The organism is Streptomyces sp. TLI_105 (genome assembly GCF_900105415.1).
GTDB lineage: Bacteria > Actinomycetota > Actinomycetes > Streptomycetales > Streptomycetaceae > Streptomyces.
The window spans coordinates 5372558-5394689 of sequence record NZ_FNSM01000001.1; the positions used below are offsets into that span (position 1 = coordinate 5372558).

Annotated in this window: 16 protein-coding genes; 7 read left to right on the forward strand and 9 right to left on the reverse strand. The window is 70.1% G+C overall.

What is annotated here, in order from left to right:
• The first annotated feature begins 366 nt into the window (after nucleotides 1-366).
• Together BLW86_RS41575 and BLW86_RS43290 are read left to right on the forward strand one after the other, a co-directional pair.
• Nucleotides 367-1563 (forward strand): hypothetical protein, encoded by a 1197-nt coding sequence (locus BLW86_RS41575; protein WP_143060273.1) that lies wholly within the window; start codon nucleotides 367-369, stop codon nucleotides 1561-1563.
• Nucleotides 1564-2558: 995 nt separating this feature from the next.
• Nucleotides 2559-3467: an HNH endonuclease gene (locus BLW86_RS43290; protein WP_093876052.1), complete on the forward strand. Its 909-nt coding sequence runs from the start codon at nucleotides 2559-2561 to the stop codon at nucleotides 3465-3467.
• Nucleotides 3468-3756: 289 nt separating this feature from the next.
• Here the strand turns inward: BLW86_RS43290 and BLW86_RS24610 are convergent, their stop codons facing one another.
• Together BLW86_RS24610 and BLW86_RS24615 are read right to left on the reverse strand one after the other, a co-directional pair.
• The gene (locus BLW86_RS24610) at nucleotides 3757-4935 is read right to left on the reverse strand and encodes a DNA cytosine methyltransferase (protein WP_371129580.1); all 1179 of its coding nucleotides are present in this window, start codon (nucleotides 4933-4935) and stop codon (nucleotides 3757-3759) included.
• Nucleotides 4936-5054: 119 nt separating this feature from the next.
• The gene (locus tag BLW86_RS24615; RefSeq protein ID WP_093876054.1) at nucleotides 5055-5975 is read right to left on the reverse strand and encodes a NaeI family type II restriction endonuclease; all 921 of its coding nucleotides are present in this window, start codon (nucleotides 5973-5975) and stop codon (nucleotides 5055-5057) included.
• Between the two features lie 725 nt (nucleotides 5976-6700).
• Between BLW86_RS24615 and ettA the strand changes: the two genes are divergently transcribed.
• The 4 genes from ettA to BLW86_RS24640 are packed head-to-tail and all read left to right on the forward strand — an operon-like array spanning nucleotide 6701 to nucleotide 9849.
• On the forward strand, nucleotides 6701-8365 hold the full coding sequence (ettA, locus tag BLW86_RS24625; RefSeq protein WP_093876055.1) for an energy-dependent translational throttle protein EttA: 1665 nt from the start codon (nucleotides 6701-6703) through the stop codon (nucleotides 8363-8365).
• A 7-nt stretch (nucleotides 8366-8372) separates the two neighbouring features.
• Nucleotides 8373-8798, forward strand: a complete 426-nt coding sequence (locus BLW86_RS24630; RefSeq protein WP_093876056.1) for an acyl-CoA thioesterase — start codon at nucleotides 8373-8375, stop codon at nucleotides 8796-8798.
• A complete protein-coding gene (locus BLW86_RS24635) occupies nucleotides 8795-9454 on the forward strand; it encodes a DUF8010 domain-containing protein (protein ID WP_093876057.1) in 660 nt (219 codons plus the stop codon). The genes BLW86_RS24630 and BLW86_RS24635 overlap by 4 nt, the downstream gene beginning before the upstream one ends.
• Entirely contained in the window at nucleotides 9451-9849 is a 399-nt protein-coding gene (locus BLW86_RS24640; protein WP_093876058.1) for a GNAT family N-acetyltransferase, read from the forward strand. Before BLW86_RS24635 ends, BLW86_RS24640 begins: the two co-directional genes overlap by 4 nt.
• Here the strand turns inward: BLW86_RS24640 and BLW86_RS42135 are convergent.
• The 5 genes from BLW86_RS42135 to BLW86_RS24665 form a co-directional block, all read right to left on the reverse strand.
• Nucleotides 9821-10375: a hypothetical protein gene (locus BLW86_RS42135; protein ID WP_093876059.1), complete on the reverse strand. Its 555-nt coding sequence runs from the start codon at nucleotides 10373-10375 to the stop codon at nucleotides 9821-9823. The two genes, BLW86_RS24640 and BLW86_RS42135, sit on opposite strands and share 29 nt — an antisense overlap.
• 85 nt (nucleotides 10376-10460) lie before the next feature.
• Nucleotides 10461-11420: an ABC transporter ATP-binding protein gene (locus BLW86_RS24650; RefSeq protein WP_093876060.1), complete on the reverse strand. Its 960-nt coding sequence runs from the start codon at nucleotides 11418-11420 to the stop codon at nucleotides 10461-10463.
• On the reverse strand, nucleotides 11417-14224 hold the full coding sequence (locus BLW86_RS24655; protein ID WP_093878842.1) for an FtsX-like permease family protein: 2808 nt from the start codon (nucleotides 14222-14224) through the stop codon (nucleotides 11417-11419). Before BLW86_RS24655 ends, BLW86_RS24650 begins: the two co-directional genes overlap by 4 nt.
• Before the next feature lie 113 nt (nucleotides 14225-14337).
• Nucleotides 14338-17700, reverse strand: coding sequence for an ABC transporter permease (locus tag BLW86_RS24660; protein WP_093876061.1), 3363 nt, complete (start codon nucleotides 17698-17700; stop codon nucleotides 14338-14340).
• 153 nt (nucleotides 17701-17853) lie between these two features.
• Entirely contained in the window at nucleotides 17854-18258 is a 405-nt protein-coding gene (locus tag BLW86_RS24665) for a globin (protein ID WP_093876062.1), read from the reverse strand.
• A 98-nt stretch (nucleotides 18259-18356) separates the two neighbouring features.
• Between BLW86_RS24665 and BLW86_RS24670 the strand changes: the two genes are divergently transcribed.
• On the forward strand, nucleotides 18357-19316 hold the full coding sequence (locus BLW86_RS24670) for a methyltransferase domain-containing protein (protein WP_093876063.1): 960 nt from the start codon (nucleotides 18357-18359) through the stop codon (nucleotides 19314-19316).
• Nucleotides 19317-19355: 39 nt separating this feature from the next.
• Here BLW86_RS24670 and BLW86_RS24675 read toward each other — a convergent pair whose 3' ends face one another.
• Together BLW86_RS24675 and BLW86_RS24680 are read right to left on the reverse strand one after the other, a co-directional pair.
• A complete protein-coding gene (locus BLW86_RS24675) occupies nucleotides 19356-20744 on the reverse strand; it encodes an FHA domain-containing protein (RefSeq protein WP_093876064.1) in 1389 nt (462 codons plus the stop codon).
• A 42-nt stretch (nucleotides 20745-20786) separates the two neighbouring features.
• Nucleotides 20787-22118 (reverse strand): vWA domain-containing protein, encoded by a 1332-nt coding sequence (locus tag BLW86_RS24680; protein ID WP_093876065.1) that lies wholly within the window; start codon nucleotides 22116-22118, stop codon nucleotides 20787-20789.
• Nucleotides 22119-22132: the final 14 nt, after the last annotated feature.

Below are 22132 nucleotides of genomic sequence, written 5' to 3' on the forward strand. Positions count from 1 at the left end.
CTCCACGGTGTGTGGGCCGACGGCAGACGGGATGGGAGTGAGGGGGAACCGCTGCAAGGTGGGCTGGAAAGGCTTTGCTATAGCCGCGCGGTCGACTCCACGGCTACAGCCTCTACACGCTTGATCACGCCGGCTGGCCGCTAGCAAGAATGCGTTACGCGCCGTCCAAGATGTAGATCCCGCACCTCTGTGGAAGCCTGAAAGTGTATGGCCTCGCCGTTGAAGTGTGCATCGGCGGTATGGCCAATGGGCTGGTGGTGCACAATTCGGTTCGTCGCCCTCCCTGCTGGCAAGCAGTGCAGAGGTGGCTGATCGTTCCTCATCAGCTTCATTAACCGACACGAGGTTTGGGTCGGTGAGGACAAGATGGCGAAGGCGCAAGGTTTTATTGATTCGGCAACCTTGTATCAGATCTTCATAACTCTTACGGGTGACCGTAAGCACCCTGAGGGTTGGAGTGACTGGGATAAATCTACAGCACTTTCCGCGACGATCGCCCTGATAGGGCGCAAAGAATTTCGAGTTGCTCCGGGTGTAGGAGTGTCTGGTGCGGCAAGTGGAAGCTATGAACAGCTCACTAGGGCACTCAGCGACATGGAGGCCATCGACCATCGTATTCCAAGCAGGAAATCGATGAACAACGCCCTCGCGGCAACATCCGCCTGGGCAGCCCAACACGATGCCGAATTGCGGGATCTCCTGTCGCGCTCACTTCAGGATCGAGACAACTTCATCCCATGGCTGGAATGGTCCGTCGGGCACTCATGGGAAGAACATTCCATGAGGCTTTATGGGCTCTTCGATGAAACCCTTATTCCGCTAATTGCTTCACTCCTCGGGCAAACCGAGGGCCACATGGGAATGCTTCACAGAGCTAGCCGAGACGCCATCTTGCTAAGCAGGTACGCAGGGCTTGCAAAGGATGGCAACCTCCCTCAGGCGGGCACTTTTCCAGACCTTAGGGATGCGTTCATAATTTCCGCTTTCCTTCGCGGTAGGTATCACCAACTCATCTCGCGAGATCAGTTGATTCAGCACCCCATCCGGGAAGGGCTCCCTGGTGTACAGGTGTCACCAGCCAGCGCGGCATTCACTGTAACCCCAGAATCCATGCTTGCTTCAGTAATCCTCAACTCTGCCCTATTGGAGAGGAAAGTCGAGAATCGAATCACATCCTGGGCGAATAATTTGAATAGAGCCCGGGAGGCGCATCTTGCGGATCGTCTCCCTCTTGGCCCGCCTACGGGGTGGGCCAAGAAAGACTGGGCCAGGGTTGAAAGGGTGATCAAGGAGGGGGGAATCGATACCTACCCAGGATGGATCGATGGCATTGCGGCACCCGCAGCAGTAGCCATCACTTGGGATCTAGTATCCAACTTCTTCCTCAATGGCTGGGTCGCAGTCGGCTCCGATGTTGCGATTTCAGCGGCGTCGCTTTACGCAGGCGTAAAAGGGTCTGCATCGAAATTGGATAACCTTGCTATCCGGCCAATCGCAGAACGTCGAGCACGCCTACAGCGAATGGCTAAGTTTCCTCCCGGGCTAGTGGCTCCTGGCCCCTGAGGCCACACTGGATGGCAAAGGCGTGCCTACGTGTCCTCTGTGGGGAGCGCTGGGCTGCTTCCTGACCGCAAAAGTGACCCAGGGCGATGGAGGACGCGTAAGGGTGTCAACCGCGGCAGCACTGCGGCCTGGATAGCCGCTTGGGTCGATCTGGATGTGATCCAGCCCCCTGGACGATTCCGAGGTTTCGTGCCACACGCGTGCCAGATCGTGCGGGGAGTCGCGGGGAACAAGAGTGCCATCGGGGTCGTGACTCTGGATCAACTGCTGACGGAAATAAGTAGGTGGGTGGTGGGGGCCCTCTCGCTCATGTAAAGAGGTCGTTTGCCCGCCTGGTTTGGCTAGATGGCGGCTCCTGCAGTGCCCTGCCGCCAGGGTGGATCTCTCGGTTGACCCAGCTGGGGCCTGTCGGTCGGCAACTGCCGGCCGATGGGCCCTGGCCATGTGCCCCACCGTGCCCCCGTGTGCGCCTCCCTGGCCCTCGTGGTTGGAGAGATGCTGCCGTTGTCCGTGCGGGCTCTAGGGAGGGACAGGGCGTGATCCAGCCGAAGTGTGGGGCTCGGAAGAAGGATGGGGGCCGGTGTGCGCGGCCGGCGATCGTAGGCAGCGGTCAGTGCTACCAGCACCAGGGAGGGTGGACAGCCCACGCGCAGGCGGATCGAAAGAAGAAGGAAGCCGAAGCGAAGAAGAAGGAGCTCCGTAAGAAGAAGCGGTCGTGGTGGTGACCGGCGGCTGACATCCACAGCTGACATCAACAGCGGTGGATATGGGAGGCCGGAGGCAGTCAGCAGCGGCAGGGGAGCGCTCGGCCGTTGGTTGCGTACGGTCGGTCCGATCGAACTCCTAAAGCGGTTACTCATCAATCCGGCGTCCATGTGCCCGCACTGACCACCAGTAGAGCACCGTCCCCGAAAGCGACAAGTTAGGCTGCCTTCACGATCTTGCAGTCACGCGGGGAGGGAACTGTGGCAGCAGAAGCGGGGAGGGATCCCGCAATGGCTCTGACGGATGCGGTGGTGGCCGTGAGGCGCTACCTGAAGGTCATAGAGCAGACGCAGGACACTGGACTCGACCAAGACTCATGGCTGGAGTCCGCAGCAGAGATTGGTGTCCTCTCGGGGGAGATGCGTGAGGCGCTCTCACAGGTGAACCGAGCTCTAGGGATTAAATCCGGTCGCGATGCCATATTGCTCTACCTGAGGAAACGCGTCGGGCAGTCGGTCCCGGCTGATGCGCTGGCAGGAGTTGCCTGCATTACGGAGTGGGCTCGCCGTATCCGGGAACTTCGAGTCGAGTACGGATGGCCTATTGAGTCGGGTATCACCAGAGACGACATGCCGCACGACCACTACATGCTCACAACGGACCAGCCCGATGAAGAACTGGCAGAGCGTTGGAGACTCGCCAAGTATGCGCGAAAATCCAAAGGGTCCGGAAAAATAAAAATGCTCACCTACTTGCAGACCATCAGCCCGCAATCGGCTGATAAAGATCAGCTGTCTTATATTGCTGGAATAAAATCCTACGCCCGCAGGATCCGTGAGCTGGAGGAAGAGGGCTGGCAGATCGCCTCAAGCATCGACGACCCGTCCCTTCCGCCCGGTTCGTACAGACTCTCCACTCTGGAAAAACGCCCTCCCAGGGTGCGTGAGGCCATCAAGCTCCGGTACGAGATCCTGGAACGCGACAACAAGACATGCCAGGACTGCGGCCGCATCCCTGGCCAAGGGGTCTCGCTTCAGGTTCATCACATCCTGCCCGTGCACCAGGGCGGGAAGAACGACAAAGAAAACCTTGTGACACTGTGCTCTGAGTGTCACGGCGGCCGCCATGCCCTGATGGGCACCAGTGTCAAGGATGAGCTACTCAATCCCGACAGGGAGCCGGACGTTCACACGCACTGAGTATCAACTGGGGCGCCGCCAGGTTCAAACTGCGGCGCCCCAGCCAGCTACAGACACTCAGGGGTGTGACGAGCTATGGCCTCAGCCGCAGGCTGCCCCATCTTGGCAGGGCAGGCTTTGGATAGCGTCACCGAGAAAGCGACTCTGGCGACCCATGCAGGCCCGGACGCCATCGTCTCAAAGCCCAAGGTCACGCACCCGCCCAAGCCGCTTCAGATCAGGATAGGTCGAGCGCGTGGCCAGCCACCTTAGAGGCTCATACGACTGACCGTGAATGGACTCCGCCGCATCAGAGAGCCAGGCAGGAACCAGTGGACGGCTCGTGACTTGTTTGATCACTTTCCTCACCCTTCCAGAGGGCGAGTTTAGCGAGTAGATCATTCGACGGTGAAGCCCATCCGAACGCGGCACTCAAGACGTGGATGGCAAGACGAGGAGGGACAGCATTTCCGATTTGTTGACCAACATCATTCCCTGACCACGGGTAGTCACGGGGAAAAGTCTGCAATCTGCCGGCTTCTGAAAAGGTGAATCGTTTGAGTTCTTCACCCGTCTCGGAAACCAGGCGATTGCGAGAGATCTTTCCTGTTACTGTTGCTGAGGGCTCCCATGATCCGCGGCGACCTCGCGCCCTAGGGTCGCCTCCCGTGCCGTAGTTGGAGATTACTGAGAAGATGTAAGGGCGGTCCAAAACCTCTCCCATGCTCACCCACGGCTCAAGGCGACTGTCACCAGTTTCGCGGTTGACGCCTTTTCGATACGGCCGATGAGTAGCCTCGGGGAGGCTCACCTTTTCGGCGTCTTTGCGAGCGATAAGAACAGCTCTTTTGCGAGTCTGTGGCACGCCGTATTCCTCGGTGCGCAGGATCCCACTGTCCGTGGCGTATCCCTCGGCCGCCAGCACCTCTTCGTAGGCTTCCCAGACCGGAAGCACAGCTGGCACTTGCTCAAGCACAATTGCTTTGAATGGCCTACCGCTGTCGATCGCCTCTAGAGCCCAGCGCAAGGGTTCCAGTACAAGCCCAGTTCGCTCGTCCTCCATCTTGGCGAGGTCACGATCGATCTGATCGCGGGGTTCCCGGGCCGCGACCCGCTTGATAAAGGAAAGCACATCATCGAGCGCCCTGCGTCCAGCACCGCTGCCGGCAACCGTGAAAGTCTGGCATGGCGGCCCGCCTGCGAGGACATCTGCATCAGGGAAATCTGATGGCCCATAGCCCCGGACATCGCCCTCGACCGTCGCGAGACCGGCCGCGCGCCGGGTCGTGCAAGCGGCGCCATCCCACTCGATGCCTACGGTCGCGACACCGAGCTTCTCTGCTGCCACGTCAAGCCCACCAGGGCCAGCAAAGAGGTCCACGATCTGGGTAGGTTGCACTTGGTCTCCAGGAGTCGTTGCGGCCTGACCTGGTACATCAGCTCCACAACCGATCGGTAAGCGGCGATCGATGAGCGTACCTGACGGCACTGACAACAGGACTCACACAGCAAGATCACCCGTCTGTGCCTGCGTACGACGCCCACTGAGTCCGCGACGTAGGGGCGGAGGCGTGACGCAGCACATCGCGCATCCCGAGTTTTTAGAGGCTAGAACAAGAATTCTGTACCTGTGGTCGTCTCCTTTACTGCCGATTCGTCAGGAATGGCAACCCAATCCCCCGGCCCCAAGGTGAACCCATGACCTTCCGCCGCGACTCGATCGCTGACCCATTTACCACACAAGAGAAGTATTCCCTTTTCTGTAGCCTTCTCTTTGATTGCTCGAGCTCTACGCATAGGATCTTGTTTCCCTGCGCACACGGTGAGTATGACGCTTCTCTCGATCACTATCTTGGGTAGATAGGTGAACAGCCTGAGCAGTCTCACTTCTTGCCCTTGCCCGCCATCGAAGACTTGTTCCGCCTGGCTCTCCGTGAGCAGGGTGAGAGGATTTATTGGCAATCGAGTCCAGTCGTATAGAGGGACGCCCCATTGATTGCGGGCATCCACGGCGATGCCACGCTTGCCGTCCTTGTTCCCTTTTCCTCGATAAAGCCATGACGTATGAGTTCGAATCAACCAGCTCCGATGAGACTTGTCTTTTAGGCGTATCTGGGTGCAGATGCAGATATGGCAATGCGCTTCTGTGGGGATGGCCCAGTTGTCGCCTACGGTGCTCTTCAGATCGACTGGTACGCCGGCGAGCTCAATATCGAGCGGCTTAGATTTCTTCCATTTGAAAACACGCTGCACTTCGTATTCCAGCTTTGCCCCGACGGACGCGCGCTCCCCTGGGTGGACATCCTTTGAGAGGAGGTCATAGCGCCCAGTGCGCGCACCATCAAGGACATAGTCAATCGAAGAGCGGATGGCTTCAGTGAAGCCGGTGGCCAAGTCGTACTTCCCCAGCTCGCCGAGGATGAGTTGAATCTCCATGTCATCCGAGGGGTCACGCAGGATCTTTCCTTCTGAACGACAGTCTTTGCCCTGGCACTCCGACCCCAACGGTTGCAGCTTCAGTCTCCCCATGACTGCCCCACCCTCGTGATGTAGTTCGATGTCGCTGGCAGCCTAACCAGGGCTCCTGGCAGAAACCGGGTCAACCCTGTTGCGCAGGTGGAGCGTTAGGCGGGGACAAGCTAGCCACGCTTGCTTGGCCAAAGTCCGACTGACCGGGGCAAAAGTATGAGTCGGCAACACCCTCCGGAGTCACGTGCGGCCGGCGTCATCATGGTCGGCATGAACCCTGAATTCAGCAGCGCCCCAACGGAGAGCACCCAGGTCACAGCCGTGGCGGACGGTGCCAGACTGGTCTTCAGGTGGGACGCGGACGCGCGGATCGAGGTACGCCATCTCGGGGGCGAGGTCGTCATCGAGGCGAATGCGGCCGGCCTCAGGACACTGGCTGGGGCATCTGCTGGTGCTGGCCGGGGACGGCGTTCCCGATGGGGCCCATCTGCACCTCGAAGACAGCAACGGGCTGGAGGACGGGTCCGTCAGCCTGGTACTGGAGCGCAGCGACGAGGAGTAGCAGCGCCAGTACACGGCTCGGGGCGGCGATGGCCGGGCCGTCTGTGGGCCGTGCGAAGGGGCTCAGGGGTGATCGGTAACGACCAACAGTGACAGGTCAGCTACGAGGGTGATCCGGGAACGCGCAGGTCAACGGGCCCTCCACCTACTGGTTCGCCCCTGGGGCTGGCGGTCAGGCAAGATGGGGTGTATCTGCCCACTCACTCTTTGCCGGACGGTTTCTCTTGGCTGAGTACATCTACACGATGCGCAAGACGCGCAAGGCGCACGGCGACAAGGTCATCCTGGATGACGTGACGCTGAGCTTCCTGCCGGGTGCGAAGATCGGTGTGGTCGGCCCGAACGGTGCCGGTAAGTCCACCGTTCTGAAGATCATGGCTGGCCTCGAGCAGCCGTCCAACGGTGACGCGTTCCTGTCGCCCGGCTTCACCGTCGGCATGCTCCTCCAGGAGCCCCCGCTCGACGAGACCAAGACCGTCCTGGAGAACGTCCAGGACGGCGCCGCCGAGGTCATGGCGAAGCTGAAGCGCTTCAACGAGGTCGCCGAGCTCATGGCGACCGACTACTCGGACGCGCTCATGGACGAGATGGGCAAGCTCCAGGAGGACCTGGACCACGCCAACGCCTGGGACCTCGACGCGCAGCTCGAGCAGGCCATGGACGCCCTCGGCTGCCCGCCCAGCGACTGGCCGGTCACCAACCTCTCCGGTGGCGAGAAGCGCCGCGTCGCGCTCTGCAAGCTCCTCATCGAGGCGCCCGACCTGCTCCTCCTCGACGAGCCCACCAACCACCTCGACGCCGAGTCGGTGAACTGGCTGGAGCAGCACCTCGCCAAGTACCCCGGCACCGTCGTCGCCGTCACCCACGACCGGTACTTCCTCGACAACGTCGCCGAGTGGATCCTCGAGCTCGACCGCGGCCGCGCCCACCCCTACGAGGGCAACTACTCCACCTACCTCGACACCAAGGCCACCCGCCTCAAGGTCGAGGGCCAGAAAGACGCCAAGCGCGCCAAGCGCCTCAAGGAAGAGCTCGAGTGGGTGCGGTCGAACGCCAAGGGGCGTCAGGCCAAGTCCAAGGCCCGTCTCGCGCGCTACGAGGAGATGGCGGCCGAGGCCGACAAGATGCGGAAGCTGGACTTCGAGGAGATCCAGATCCCGCCGGGCCCGCGTCTGGGCTCCATCGTCGTCGAGGTCGAGAACCTCTCGAAGGCCTTCGGCGACAAGGTCCTCATCGACGACCTGTCCTTCACCCTGCCCCGTAACGGCATCGTCGGCGTCATCGGCCCGAACGGCGCCGGCAAGACCACGCTCTTCAAGATGCTCCAGGGTCTGGAGACCCCGGACTCCGGCTCCGTCAAGGTCGGCGAGACCGTCAAGATCTCGTACGTCGACCAGAGCCGCGCCAACATCGACCCGAAGAAGACGCTGTGGGCCGTCGTCTCCGACGAGCTGGACTACATCAACGTCGGCCACGTCGAGATGCCCTCCCGGGCGTACGTCTCCGCGTTCGGCTTCAAGGGCCCGGACCAGCAGAAGCCGGCCGGCGTGCTCTCCGGCGGTGAGCGCAACCGTCTGAACCTCGCGCTCACCCTCAAGCAGGGCGGCAACCTGCTGCTCCTCGACGAGCCGACCAACGACCTCGACGTCGAGACGCTGTCCTCGCTGGAGAACGCCCTTCTGGAGTTCCCCGGTGCGGCCGTGGTCATCTCCCACGACCGCTGGTTCCTGGACCGAGTGGCCACGCACATCCTCGCGTACGAGGGCGACTCGAAGTGGTTCTGGTTCGAGGGCAACTTCGAGTCGTACGAGAAGAACAAGATCGAGCGCCTCGGCCCGGACGCGGCCCGTCCGCACCGCGCCACGTACAAGAAGCTGACCCGAGGCTGATCACTTCATGGCTCGGCACATCTACAGCTGTCCCCTGCGTTGGTCGGACATGGACGCCTTCGGGCACGTCAACAACGTCGTCTTCCTGCGGTACCTGGAAGAGGCGCGGATCGACTTCATGTTCCGGCTGGCGCCGGGGGACGGTTCCCCCTCGTTCTCCGGCGGGTCCGTCGTGGCCCGGCACGAGATCGACTACGTGCGACCGCTGGTCCACCGGCACGAGCCGGTGACCATCGAGTCGTGGGTCACGAAGATAGGCGCGGCGTCCCTGACGATCGCGTACGAGATCAAGGACCCGGACGTCACGTACGTACGGGCCTCGACGGTCGTCGTGCCCTTCGACCTGGAGGCGCAGCGTCCCCGGCGGATCTCCGCCGAGGAGCGCAGCTTCCTGGAGGAGTACGTCGACGACGGGATGTCGTCCGCCGCATGACCGTGCTCGCTCCGTTGCACTTCGCCGACCCGAGGGAGGCGGCGGCCCTCGCCGCCTTCCTGGGCCGGCTGGTGCACTACGACCGCGCCGCCGCCGTCCGCCTCCAGGCCGCCGGCGGGGCGCTGGCCGTCTTCGGACGGCCGCCGTCGTTCGAGGTGCTCGCGATCCGCACCGCCCGGCTCGTCGACGCCGTGGACCTGGACGTCACCGTCTCCGCCGGTGAACTCCTCGACGGCATCGAGGAGTCGGCCGGCAAGGCGGTCGTCCCGGACTCCGTGACCGGCCCGCCGTGGACCGGGGTCCTCCCGCCGCGCGGCGGCTGGGAGCCGGTCCCCGGCCTTCCCGACGTCGCCGGGATGCGGGGCGCCGTCGCGGCCGCCGTCAGCGAGTTCCGTACGCGGGACGAGGAGCTGCCGGAGGAGCGGCGCACCCGGGCCGAGCGCGACGCCATCGGCCGCGAGATCTGGTCCCGGACCCTCGGCACCACCGGGCTGCCGCTGCGCGCCGTGCACGCCGCGCAGTCCCTCGGCTTCCTGCCGCCGGGGGAGGCGCCGACGGCCCTGTTCGCCTCGGGGCCGTGGCTGCGGCTGCGCACCCCGTACGGCTCGATCGCGCTGCGCACCGTGCCGATCGCGATGGGTCTCACCCCCCGGTGACCGACATCCAGGTCGACGGGCCTCTCGACGGGGACGAGCTCAACGCCCTCTTCCACGCCGCCTGGCCCGGGCACCGGGACACCGACTTCGGCCCCGTCCTCGCCCGCAGCCTCCTGCGGGTCACCGCCCGCCGTGCCGGGCGGCTCGTCGGATACGTGAACGTCGTCGGCGACGGCGGCGTCCACGCCTTCCTCCTCGACACCACCGTCCACCCCGACGAGCGCCGCCGGGGTCTCGGCGTCACCCTCGTACGGGCCGCCGCCGAGGCCGCCCGCGAGCGCGGCGCGCACTGGCTGCACGTGGACTACGAGCCGCACCTCGCTTCATTCCACGAGCGGTGCGGTTTCCGGCCCACCGCCGCCGGGCTCATGGACCTGACCGGCTCCACCGGCTGAACCGCCGCGCCCCGGCCGTCGCGGCGGCCAGCAGGAGCACGGCGAGGACCCCCTGGCCCCACGGCACACGGGACCCCTCCACCGCCGGGGCCACCCGCCGGCGCGGGTCGTAGGCCACCCTGACCTCCCCGCCGTCCGGGGCGAGCCGACGGGCCTCCGACAGGGACGACGGATAGCCGCCCGGGCAGCGCAGGGTGTGGACGTACCGCGTCCTCGTGCCGCCGCCCTCGCCGACCGACGAGGACTCCTCCTCGCGGACCTTCACGACGACGCAGTCGGCGACCGCCCCGCGCGCCGCCGTCCGATCGGCGACGGTCACCGTGAGCAGCAGCGCGGCGACCAGCGCGAGCGCGCCGAAGAGGCCCGCGACCCCGTCGACGAGCAGGTAGTACGCCACCCCCGCCGCGAGGACGGCCGCCCCGCCGACCGAGACCGCGACCGTGGTGGACGGCGACGTGGCGCCCCCGAAGCTCCAGGCCGACCAGGCGTAGAGCGCGACCGCGCAGAGCGCCGGCAGGGTCGCCACACCCCGACTCCGGGCGTCAGTGGACGTTTTCATCGACGACATGAGCGTCACCCCCCGAGTGGGACGCGTGCCGGCCGCCGACGGTTCAGCCCTCCGCGTCGTCCGGCCACACCCCGATGTGGTCCTGCTCCAGCTCCAGGGCCACCCGGTGCTCCATGCCGAGGGCCTGGGTGTAGTCCGCCGGGAGCTGGAGCCGGCCCGCGCGGTCGAGCATCGCGTACTCCCGTGCCACCAGCGACTCCTGGCCCTGCTCGTCGACCTCCGTGCGGCGCAGCACCTCCGAGGAGGTGCGGCCGTCGCGGATGGCGACCGTGCGGCGCACCTCGGAGGCGACCGCCTGGTCGTGGGTGACGATCACGATCGTCGTGCCCAGCTCCTCGTTGGCGCGGCGGAAGGCCGCGAAGACCTGCTCTCCGGTGGCCGAGTCCAGCTCGCCGGTGGGCTCGTCGGCGAGGAGCACGGCCGGGTTGTTGGCCAGGGCGACCGCGATCGCCACCCGCTGCTGCTGGCCGCCGGAGAGCTGGTGCGGCCGGCGGTCGCGGATCTCCGAGATGCCCAGCATGGCGAGGAGCTCCTCGGCCCGCTCCGCCTTCTGCTTCGAGCGGCCCCGCAACTGCATGGGCAGCGCCACGTTCTGGGCCGCCGTCAGGTACGGCAGGAGGTTCCGGGCGGTCTGCTGCCAGACGAAGCCGACGACCTCGCGGCGGTAGCGCAGCCGCGCCTTGCCGTCCATCCCGAGCAGGTCGCAGCCGGCGACCCGGGCCGCGCCCGCGGTCGGCACGTCCAGGCCCGCCAGGATGTTCATCAGCGTCGACTTGCCGGAACCCGAGGCGCCGACCAGGGCCATCAGCTCGCCCTCCTTCACGAGGAGGTCGAGCCCCTGGAGCGCCTGCACCTCCACCCCGTCCGTGGTGAAGATGCGGACCAGACGGTCGCAGGCGATGAGCGCGTCATGACCGTACGAGGGCCGGTCGCGGTGCGCGGTGGCCCGCCGCTCCAGCTCCTCCAGAGTCGTGTCGGACGGGGCCGTGCCGGTCTGCGTCATCGTGCGTCTCCTGCCCTGAGTTCCTTGATCGAGCTCCTGCGCCCCGCCCACCACGCCTGTCCGACCGCCGCGAGCCCCGTCAGGACGACGACGGCGAGCGCGGGCAGCACCAGCGACCACGGGTCGGCCCGCAGCGGGGCGCTGTCCAGCGGGGCGAAGCCCGGCGCCGCCGCGAGCGCCAGCCGGAACAGGTCGATGCCCGGGGCGAGCAGCGGCACCGTCGTCCAGCCGACGAGGATGCCGCCGAGCGCCGCGAGGACGGCCTGCGGCAGCGCCTCCAGGCCGAGCAGCCGTCGTGCCTGCCCGCGGGTGAGTCCCATCGTCCGCAGCCGGGCGAGGAGCGTGTTCCGCTCCGGCGCGCTCTGCAGCAGCGAGAGGAGCACGGCGATCACGGCGAAGGCGGCGCCCGCGCCGATCGCGCCGAGGTAGATCCGCTCGGCGCCCGACTGGAGCGGCGAGTCCACGTACGTGGCCCGCTCCTCGGTCCGCAGCCTCACGGCGAGGGAGGTCTTCCCCCGCACCGACTTCGCCTTCACGGCGGTGCGCAGCGCGGCGCCGTCCACCGGCCCCGTGACCAGCAGTGAGGTGTCCGCCCGGTGGGTGAGGTCGGCGCCGTTGACGAGGAGGAAGTCGGCGTCGTCCAGGGCCGGGGTGGCCGACCGCACGGCGACCACCCTGACCCGGAAGACACCGGCCGCCGCGACGATGTCCATCGGCCCCTTGCCGAGCCGCTCGGCGACCTTCGGCGAGGCGATCGCGGGCAGCACCCGCTCGGTGTCCGCGACGGCGCCCTCGCCGCCCCTGCCCGTCGAGGCGAGCAGCCCGGCGGGGAAGGGCCCGAAGCCGGTCCGGTCCGCGAGCCGGGTGTACGAGGCGGGCTCGACGCCCACGATCGGCGCGCTCATCGGCTGCGCGGCGGTCCCCTGATAGGACGGCACGTCGACCCCGTACTCGATCTGGACCGGCGCCACGTCCCGTACGCCCTTCAGACCGCGCACCGACTCGGCGAGCCCGGCGGGCAGCGGGGTCCATTCGATCGGGCTGCCGATCCGGGCGTCCGCGCCGGTGGCCAGGAGGGCGGCCCGGTCGCGGGCGTCGGCGACGCCCGCGAGGACGGAGCCGCCGAAGGCCGCCGTGGTCAGGGCGAGGACGAGGGCGAGCAGCGGGAGGGCGCCCGAGGAGGAGGCGCGTCCGGCACGGGCCAGGGCGAGCGGTCCGACGGCCCCGCGCAGCCGGCGGGCCGGACGGGCCAGCCACCGCAGCGGCAGCGGGTAGACCCGTACGAGGACCATGGCGGCGATCAGGCCGACCAGCACCGGGGCGGCGCTCACCAGGTGGTCGCCGGAGTCGTCGGTGCCGCGCAGCCGCAGCGAGGCGACGGCGCCCACGGCGAGGACGAGCAGGGTCAGTTCGAGGACCGTGCGGCGCCGGGAGGGGCGGGCGGTGAGCAGGTCGTCGCGGCCGCCGTGCAGGCGCGGGCGCCGGTGCAGGACGACCGCCCGCACGGGCAGGACCAGGATCGCGATCAGGGCGACGAGCGCGGCGGCGAGGACGGAGGGGCCGAGGGGGATCCCGCCGGAGCCGTCGTCGGGCGGCCGGACGGTGGCCACCGCGAGGCCGAGGGCGAGCGCGGCGGCCGGTACGGCGACGGCCGAGGTCTCGCCGAGCAGCCGCAGGCCGATGCCGGTGAGGGAGGCACCACGGGAGCGGATCAGCGAGAGCTCGCTGTCGCGGCGGGCGACGAACAGGCCGCCGGTCATCACGAGGACGACCGCGGCGACGGCGCCGATTCCGAAGACGGCGACGGCCACGACCGGGTTGATGGCCTCGCGCATCGAGCGGTACGAGCCGGAGATCTCGTCGAGCTGGGTGGTCAGGGTGGCGTTGCCCTTGACGGCCTTGCGCATCTTGACCAGGTCGGGGCCGCCCTTCACCGAGCCGAGCGCGGCGTCGAGCCGGTCGACGTCCCGCCCGGTGAGGTGGCCGGCCTCCGGCATGAACCGGAAGAAGACCTCCACGTCGTTCGTCGTGGAGAGCGCGGCGGACACGGAGGAGGGGGAGAGGAGAAGCGCGGCCTGCCAGTAGTACTTGATCTCGTCGCCGACCTTCGGGGCGAGCGCCGGGGTGCGCAGCAGCGGCTCGACCGACCAGTACGGGGACCGGGGGGCGCGGGGCTCGATGATCCCGGTGACCGTGACGGCGACCGGTTCGGTGCCGAGCCGGCTCGGTATGTGCACGACGGAGCCGGGCTTCAGGCGCAGGGCCTCGGCGGTCTGCGGGGTCACGACGGCTTCCGGGGCGGCGGCCGTGCCCGCCGGCAGCCGGCCCTTCCGCAGCGTCGCGTGATCGGTGAGGTCGGAGGGGGAGGAGAGGACGAACTCGGGCGGAAGCCCGTCGGGCTGGGGCAGCCACGGGTCGGAGCCCGGGACCCGCTTGACCGTGCGGACGCCGTGGACGCTCTGCTCCGGGTCGGTCAGGATCGGCGCGGGGAACAGGTCCCGCACCTCGTCGCTCTGCGCCTGGAGGAGGCCGGGGACGAGGCCGGGGCCGCGCTCGCCCACGGGGACGGGGTTGGTCAGTTCGAGGACCGAGCTGCGGGGAGCGGCCGTCCGGATGTCGTGCCGGAGGCCCTCCGTCTCGTACCGGTCGACGGCGCGGGGCAGCGCGGCCGCGAGGTACGCGGTGACGAGGACGAGCAGGGCGAGGGCGGCGGCGGCCCAGGGCGCGGTCCGCAGCCGGGTCCGCACCCAGGGCGCCACCGGACGGGCGGGCTTCTCGGACCGGGACGACCGGGACCGGGGCATGGCGGGGGCCTTCCTGCGTACGGCGGGAGTGTCGGAGCCCTTGTCGGGGGCCGGGTCCTGGCCCGGCACGTCGGTGCTGTCGCTGTGATCGCTGTACGGATCGGTCGGCGCCATCAGTTCTCCCCCTGGTGGCGCAGGGTCACGACCGGATCGGTGCGGCGCAGGGCGATCGCGGCGACGATGGCCAGCGGCAGCGCGGCGACGCCGGCGAGCAGCAGGGCCACCTGGCCGAGGGGCAGTTCGACGAGGACCGGTGGGACGGGCCGGGTCGCCCGGCCGGTGAGGACGACGAGCGGGACGACGGCCCGGGCCAGGACGGTGCCGAGCCCGATGCCGACGAGCAGGCCGATGCCGATGAGCAGCCCCTGTTCGGCGGCGATCAGCCGGGCGAGCTTGCGCTGCGGCGCGCCGAGCGCCCGCAACACCCCGAATTCGGCGGACCGTTCCCGCATCGCGCCGGCCGAGCCGACGCCGAAGCCGACGGCGGCGAGGGCGGCGGCGGCCGCGGCGACGGCCATCAGGGCGGCGTTGGGGCCCGCGCCGAGCGGGTCGCCGAGGAGTTCGGCGGCGACCTCGTCGCGTACGAGGACCTGGGCGGGGTCCGCGTCGGCGCGGGCGCGCAGGGCCTCGGCGACCTCGTCCACGCGGCCGGGGGCGACGGCCAGCCACCACTCGTCGGGCGGCAGGGTGACGGTCCCGCCGGTGGAGGCCGCGAGGTACTGGTTGACCGCGGCCAGGTCGAGGAGGACCGCGCCGCCGTCCTCGGGGGTGGCGACGGCAGTGGCGGCCGCGTCGGTCCGGGCGCCGGGGCCGGTGGTGGGCAGCTCCTTGACGACCCGGTCGACGGTGACGTCGATCTGCCGGCCGTCGAAGTCGACCTCGACCAGGTCGCCGGGCTTGGCGCCGCTCGCCGCCATGAAGCCCTCGGTGGCCACGGCCGAAAGCCGCTTCGGGGCCTTCGGAGCGGGGGCGTCCAGCCGCAGGGCGAACTCCGAGGGGCCGAGCCAGGAGTTCCCGGTGGGCGTGCCGGTGAGCGAGAACGAGACGGAGTACGGGGCCGGTCGGCCGCCGGGTCCGGCGGTGCCGGCACGTCCGTTCGCGGCGCTCTCGGTCGTCCCCCGGCTGCCACTGGCCAGTTCGAAGGCGGAGGCCCAGGGGGCGAGGACCTGCGCGGGGGCGTGCGTCTTCGTGGCGCCGTCGGCCCCGGTGGTGGTGAAGCGCTCGACGTGCAGGACCTGCGTGTGGTGCGCGCCGTCGGCGACCGGTCCGGTGAGCTCCAGGCCGATGAGGGTGAGGCGGCCGCCGGAGCCGCGGGTGCCGTCGGTGCCGGGCACGGCGGTCAGCGCGCCGAGGTCGAGGCTCAGCCGGTGGCTGCGGTCGTCGGAGGGCAGCGATCCCACGGCCTGCCGGTACGGGACACCGCTCGGGTCCTCCAGGACGGCCGTGACCCGCGCCTCGGGCGTGCCCGCGGGCGCGGAGGTCCGCAGGTCGAGGGCGAGGGTGCGGGTCCCGGCGGGCAGCGGGAGGCCGCGGCCGCCGGCGGTCTTCGGGGTCAGCGGCGCCAGCAGGGACGGGACGGGGACGGCGGAGAGGTCGGGGCGCAGCAGCAGCCCGCCGGCGTTGCGGGTGTCGACGGCGAGGACGGTGGCGTTCTTCCCGGACACGTCCATGGAGGCGCGGTGCACCGGGGCCACGGCCTCGACGCCCGGGACGGCGGCGAGCCGCTCGGTCTGCGTCGGCTCGCCGGGTCCCGCGCTCAGCACCCGGATGTCCGTACCGACGCGGAAGTCGGCCTGGTCGCCCTGCGAGCGCTCCCACGAGCCGCTCTGCCCGATGGCCAGCATGCCCATCGCCACGGCGAGGACGAGGAGGAGGACGGGGCCCGCGCCGCGCAGCGGCCGGCGGCTGAACTGCCAGCCCGCGAGGGCGGCGGAGAGCCCGCGGCCGCCGGCCGCGCGCCGCTCGGCCAGCTTGGCGGCGGGCGGCAGCAGACGCAGCGTCAGGACGGTGCCGGCGAGCAGGGCGAGGGCGGGCGCGGCGACGAGCACCGGGTCGACGGAGCCGCCGCCGGCCTCGTCCGCGCCGAGGGTGCCGCCCGCGGCGGCCGGCCGCTGGAGCTGCCAGTACGCGACGGCGGCGATGGCGAGGAGGCCGAGGTCCGCCCCGGCGCGCACCGGGCCGGGCAGCGTCGCCGAGCGGGCCTTGCGCAGCGAGACGACGGAGCCGTCCCCGGCGGCGAGGGCGGGGGCCACGACGGCCGCCGCGCAGCACAGGGCGACCAGGGCGGCGACCAGCCAAACCTGGAGCGAGGGCGAGGTGTCGAGGTGCACGCCGAGCGAGGAGAGCGCCGACCGCTCGGCGAAGAGCCGGGTCAGCGGGCCGGACAGGAGGGGGGCGGCGAGCGCCGCGGGCAGGGCGAGCAGCAGGGCCTCGGCGGCGGCGAGCCCGGCGATCCGGCGCCGCGAACCGCCGCGGGCCCGCAGCAGGGCCGTCTCGCCGGAGCGCTCGGTGCTGAGCAGCCGGGCGACGAGCAGCAGCGCGTACGCGGCGAGCAGCACCAGCTGGACGGCGACGATCAGGAGGGTGGAGCGGGAGACGAGCAGGGCCCGCTGGGTCTGGTCCAGGACGGTCGGGAGCGCGGTCGACGCGGAGATCGTCGTGCCGAACTCGTCCGTGGCGTCGGCCAGCGCCTTCGGGCCCTCGGTCGCCGTGGTGCGCAGGGCGTCCATCCGGTCCGTGGTGAAGCCGGTGAAGTCGGCGGAGCCGAGCCAGGAGGTGTCGCCGGGGCTCAGCGTCCCGGAGCCGAGGACGGCCGGGTCGGCGAGCAGCGGACCGTACGTGGTGAAGGCGACGGTCCGCACGCCGCGGCCGCCCGCCGGGTCCAGCTGCCAGTACAGGTCGGCGGTGTCGACGGGGCGGTAGAGGCCGGTGATCCGGGCCTTCACCTTCGGGCCGTCGAGCCGGTCGGTGAGGTCGAGCACGGTGCCGGGGCCGATCTTGAGCCGCCGGGCCGCCTCCTCGGGGAGCGCCGCCTCGACGACGCCGCCGGTCCGGGCGGGGGAGGGCCAGGAGCCCTTGACGAGCGAGAGCCGGGAGCGGTCGAGCGCGGCGAAGTGCGTCAGGTCGGGGTCGCCCGTGCGGGCGGCGGGCGGCTGGAGGGAGCGGGGCAGCGCGTACGGCCCCGAGCGTTCGAGCCGCCGTACGGTCACCGGGAGTCCGTCGAAGGTCTTCCGCGTCCCGTCCTCGACGGCGGCCTCGGCACCGGCCCGTTTCGCGGCCGGCACCTGTCCGCTCACGAGCAGCGAGGCGGCGGCCGCGGACCGGCCGCGCAGTCCGGCCTGGAGCGCGGCGTCCCCGATCGCCCCGGAGAAGGCGGCGAGGGTGGCGAGCACCGAGGTCGTCAGGAGCACGGCGAGCAGTGCGGCGGCGAGCAGCAGCCGGTGTGCCCTGACACGCAGAAATACGAACCCCGTCACCCATCCCCCTGGACCCGCTGAAGTTTCCTCGGATGCTTTCAGAGGGCACGCGTCACTGGTAACCGCTTTCACGCGGACCTTGATGGGATCGTGACCGTTATTCGGCGTTCCGTGTCCGGAACGTTTCAGTCCGTGCCCCGGGGCGGTGACCCGCTAGTTCGCGCTGTTCACCATCGAGGCCGCCGCGTAGGTCAGGTACCGCCACAGCTCGCTCTCGTGCTCCGGAGCCAGGCCGAGCGAGTCGAGGGCGTCGCGCATGTGACGCAGCCAGGCGTCGTGGGCGGCCTGGTCCACGGTGAACGGCGCGTGACGCATGCGGAGGCGGGGGTGGCCGCGGTGGTCGCTGTAGGTCCGGGGGCCGCCCCAGTACTGCATCAGGAAGAGGGCGAGACGCTCCTCGGCCGGGCCGAGGTCCTCCTCGGGGTACATCGGGCGCAGCAGCGGGTCGGCCGCGACCCCCTCGTAGAAGCGGCGGACCAGGCGGCGGAACGTCTCCTCGCCCCCGACCTGCTCGTAGAAGGTCTGCTCCTGCACCGTTTCCCCGGGAATCTCGTTCACCGTTCCATCGTCTCAGATGCCCCGGCCGAGGACCGGAGGCTTAGGACCGCCCGTACGGCCCCTCGCCCCGGGGCCCCGGAGGGCGGGAGAGTGGACCCATGGACGAGTTCGCCGAGGCCGGCGCGCGGGAGCGGCGCGCGCTCGTGCGGGAGATCGAGGCGGACGGCCTGCTGACGGACCCCGCCTGGCGGGCGGCCTTCGCCGAGGTGCCGCGCCACCTCTTCGTCCCGTACTACTACGTCTCCGGGCCCGGCGGCTACGAGCGGCTCTGGGCCGGCGACCCCGATCCGGAGCGCCGGGAGCGCTGGCTGCGCGGGGCGTACGCGGACACCGCGATCGCCACCCGGGTACGGGACGGGGAGCTGGTCTCCTCCGCCAGCCAGCCCTCCCTGATGGCCCTGATGCTCGACGCCCTGGACGTACGCGACGGGGACGACGTCCTGGAGATCGGCGCCGGGAGCGGCTACCACGCGGCCCTGCTCTGCCACCGCCTCGGCGAGGAGCACGTCACCACCGTCGACCTCGACGAGGAGATCGCCGAGTCCGCCCGGACCCACCTCGCCGCCGTCGGGTACCGGCCCGCCGTGCTCGCCGCCGACGGCGCCCGCGGCTGCCCCGAGCACGCCCCGTACGACCGGATCGTGGCGACCTGCGCGGTGCCCTCCGTCCCGCACCCCTGGCTCGCCCAGTGCCGGCCCGGCGCGCTCGTCCTCGCGCCGCTCTCCACCGGGCTGATCCTGCTGCGGGTGCGCGACGCCGCGCACGCGGAGGGACGGTTCCTCGCGACCTCCGCGTACTTCGTGGCGCTCCGGGGCGTCGCCGCCGGGGCCCCGGAGCACGACAACCCGCGCCCCGGCCCGGCCGGGGACGAGCGCTTCCTCTTCCTGTGGGGGCTGGTCGGCGGGACCCTCGACAGGCGCGAAGCGCTCTCGCTCTGGCTGCGCGAGCGGCGGCCGGGGCGGGAGCGCTTCGGGGTGACGGTCAGCGGCGACCGGCAGTGGGCCTGGCTGGACGACCCCGGAGGACCGTACGCCTGGCCCCTGCCGGGGACCGCCTGACGGTCTTCGTCAGGACGGTCTCCGTCGGGACGGTCTTCGTCAGGCGAGCCGGATCGTGATCGTGGTCCAGGCGCCGACGTGCACCCGGTCGCCGTCCTGGAGCTGGACGGGGACGTAGGGCTGGATCGGCTCCTCGCCGCCGTTCACCGTGGTGCCGTTGGTGGAGTTCTGGTCCACCACCGCCCACGAGCCGTCCGGCTGCTGCACCAGCACGGCGTGCTGGTGCGAGACGCCCGGGTCCTCCGGCGGCACCGACAGGTCGATGTCGGGGGACTCGCCGGTGGAGTGCCGGCGGCGGCCGATGGAGACCTGGTTGCCCCGGAGCGGCAGGTGCTTGTCCGGCGAGTACGCGGGCAGGTTCAGGCCCGTCGCCTCCGGACCGCTGCGCTGCATCATCGCCATGAAGTACTCACGGTCGGGACCGATGACCGCGGTCCAGTTCAGGGGCTGCTGCCGCGGCGGCTGGAACTGCTGCGGAGGCTGCTGCTGCCCCTGCTGGTGCCCCTGGTGCTGGTGCTGCGGCGGGGGCCCCTGGTGCGGCGGAGGGCCCTGCTGCGGTGGAGGCTGCGGGGGCTGGTGCTGCTGCGGAGGCGGCGGGGCCTGGTGCGGCGGGGCCTGGTGCTGCGGTGCCTGCGGGGCCTGGTGCTGCGGCGGAGCCTGGGGCGGCTGGTGCTGCGACGGCGGCGACAGGACCCAGTCGTCGTCCGCGCGCGGCTGCGGCGGCGCGGGCGGGGCCGGGGCCTGGGCGGGTGCCTGGAGGTACGCGGGCGGGGCGGGCGGCTGCTGCTGCGCCGGCGGGCGCTGCGGCGGGGCCTGGTGGTGCGTGGGCTCGGCGCCCAGCGGCTCGGCCGGCCGGTTCACCTGCGAGGGCCGCGAGCCCTGGTAGCCGAACGGGTCCGGCTGCTGCTGGGGCTGCTGGGGCTGCTGCGGCGGCGGGGGCGGCGAGGACTGGAAGCCCGGCGGCAGGTTCAGACCGGGCGGCGGCCCGGGCTGCTGCGGCGGGGCGTTGTGGGGCGCGTTGTGCGGGGACAGCGGCGTGTACGAGGTCGCCGTGTTCGTGAGGAAGTTCCAGCGGCACTCCTCGCAGAACGGCGCCATGGGCTCGCGCGGCGTACGGCACTGCGGGCACAGCTCCGCCTGGGCCGTCGCGTTCGGGTCGCCACCGTGACCGAAACCGCCGGGGGCCGCGGGGGCACCGGGGCCGAAGCCGCCCGGAGCACCGGGGGCGCCCGGCGGCGGGCCCATCGGGGGCTGACCGGGACCGGGCTGGCCGGGGCCCGCGGGGCCGGGGTATCCGTACGCGGGGGGCGGCGGCGGGGGAGGCGGCGGTACGGCACCCGTCGGCGCACCCGCCCCGGCCATGCGATGGCCGCAGACCTCGCACCAGTCGTCGGAGACCGACTGGTGTCCGTTCGGGCAGGTCGGCATGTCGGTGCTTCCCCCTCTCGTCGTCCGGCCCGGGTGGCCGGGCTACCTCTTGACGCGAACGGTCTTGGTGGAGCGGGTCTCGAGTGTCATCTCGTCCGCTTCCGCGACCTTCGCCTTCAAACGCACAGTACCGGTCGCCGCGTCGACCACGTCGACCACCTTCGAAAGCAGTTTCGCGGTATCCGCGTTGCCGGAGGCCGCCGCGAGCTGCACGGCACGGCCCAGTTTGGCCGTCGCACCGTCACGATCGCCCGATTTGCGGGCATCCAGGCCCTGCTGGATGACATCCGCGAGCTCGGCCTGCCCCGTGTAGTGCGCGACCTGCGGGTTGATCGACGTCGACATCGCGAGGTCGTCCGTCCACACCGCCCGTACCAGTCCTTGAGACAGCGGGCGCGGATCGCCGCCCGCCGGGTCCGGGGCGATCAGGGAGACCCGGGCGGCGAGCATCTCCTGGCCGACCGCCGCCTGGGGGACCCGCACGCTCACGTGGTAGTCGCGGGACTCGTCGCCCCACGAGCCCGTCGGGTAGTCCCCGGCGCGCGGCCCGGCCTCGGTGCGCCGCCCCGTCAGGTCCTCGACCGACGGCGCCACCTGCTTCACGAACATGATCTCGACCCCCACCGGGGTCCACAGGCGCAGCGCGACGTCCGCCACGCCCTTGCCCATCGCGTCCTCCATCATCGTCGTGAAGTCGGTGGCGAGCCCGGCCGGGTCGGCGACGATGTCGGCCGTGCCGAGGAGCGCCGAGGCGATCCCGGTGACCTCCTTGACCTCCCAGTCCGTGCCGACCCCCCGCGCGTCGCAGGTGAACCGGCCTGCGCAGGCGTCGAGCGCGGCCCGCAGCTCCTCCGGCGACTCGTGCTCGTTGCGGCCGTCGGTGAGCAGGATGCCGTGCCGGATGGTGAGCTCGGCGGAGGAGAGCAGCCGGTCCGCGAGGCGCAGCCAGGTGCCGATCGCCGTGCCGCCGCCCGCGGAGAGCCGGCGCAGCGCCTCCTTCGCCTCGGCGCGGGTCCGGGCGTCGGCGACCGCGAGGCCGCCGTTCCCCGGGTAGACCTCCTTCGCGACGTGCGTCCCGGCGACGACGGCGAAGTGCGTGCCGTCGCGCAGGGTGTCGACGGCGGCGGCGGTGGCCTCCCGCGCGCCGCGCATCTTGGTCGCGGGGTAGTCCATCGAGCCGGAGCAGTCGACCATGATCACCACACCGGCCGCGGCCGACCCGCCCGCGAAGCCCGTGTATCCGCCGCTGGTGCCGCCCCCGGTCGAGGTGACGGTGACGATCGCGCTGACGTCCCGGCCGCCCTCCGGCAGGAACTCGTTCTGGTAGACGTCCACCGAGAACTGGGGCACGGTCGGCTTGGAGAAGTTCGCCATCTGTTTTCGGCTCC

Coding starts and splice junctions, on each gene's coding strand:
- BLW86_RS41575 (WP_143060273.1), top strand. CDS start 367: ATGGCGAAGGCGCAAGGTTTTATTGATTCGGCAACCTTGTATCAGATC.
- BLW86_RS43290 (WP_093876052.1), top strand. CDS start 2,559: ATGGCTCTGACGGATGCGGTGGTGGCCGTGAGGCGCTACCTGAAGGTC.
- BLW86_RS24615 (WP_093876054.1), bottom strand. CDS start 5,975: ATGGGGAGACTGAAGCTGCAACCGTTGGGGTCGGAGTGCCAGGGCAAA.
- BLW86_RS24630 (WP_093876056.1), top strand. CDS start 8,373: ATGGCTCGGCACATCTACAGCTGTCCCCTGCGTTGGTCGGACATGGAC.
- BLW86_RS24635 (WP_093876057.1), top strand. CDS start 8,795: ATGACCGTGCTCGCTCCGTTGCACTTCGCCGACCCGAGGGAGGCGGCG.
- BLW86_RS24650 (WP_093876060.1), bottom strand. CDS start 11,420: ATGACGCAGACCGGCACGGCCCCGTCCGACACGACTCTGGAGGAGCTG.
- BLW86_RS24655 (WP_093878842.1), bottom strand. CDS start 14,224: ATGCCCCGGTCCCGGTCGTCCCGGTCCGAGAAGCCCGCCCGTCCGGTG.
- BLW86_RS24670 (WP_093876063.1), top strand. CDS start 18,357: ATGGACGAGTTCGCCGAGGCCGGCGCGCGGGAGCGGCGCGCGCTCGTG.
- BLW86_RS24675 (WP_093876064.1), bottom strand. CDS start 20,744: ATGCCGACCTGCCCGAACGGACACCAGTCGGTCTCCGACGACTGGTGC.
- BLW86_RS24680 (WP_093876065.1), bottom strand. CDS start 22,118: ATGGCGAACTTCTCCAAGCCGACCGTGCCCCAGTTCTCGGTGGACGTC.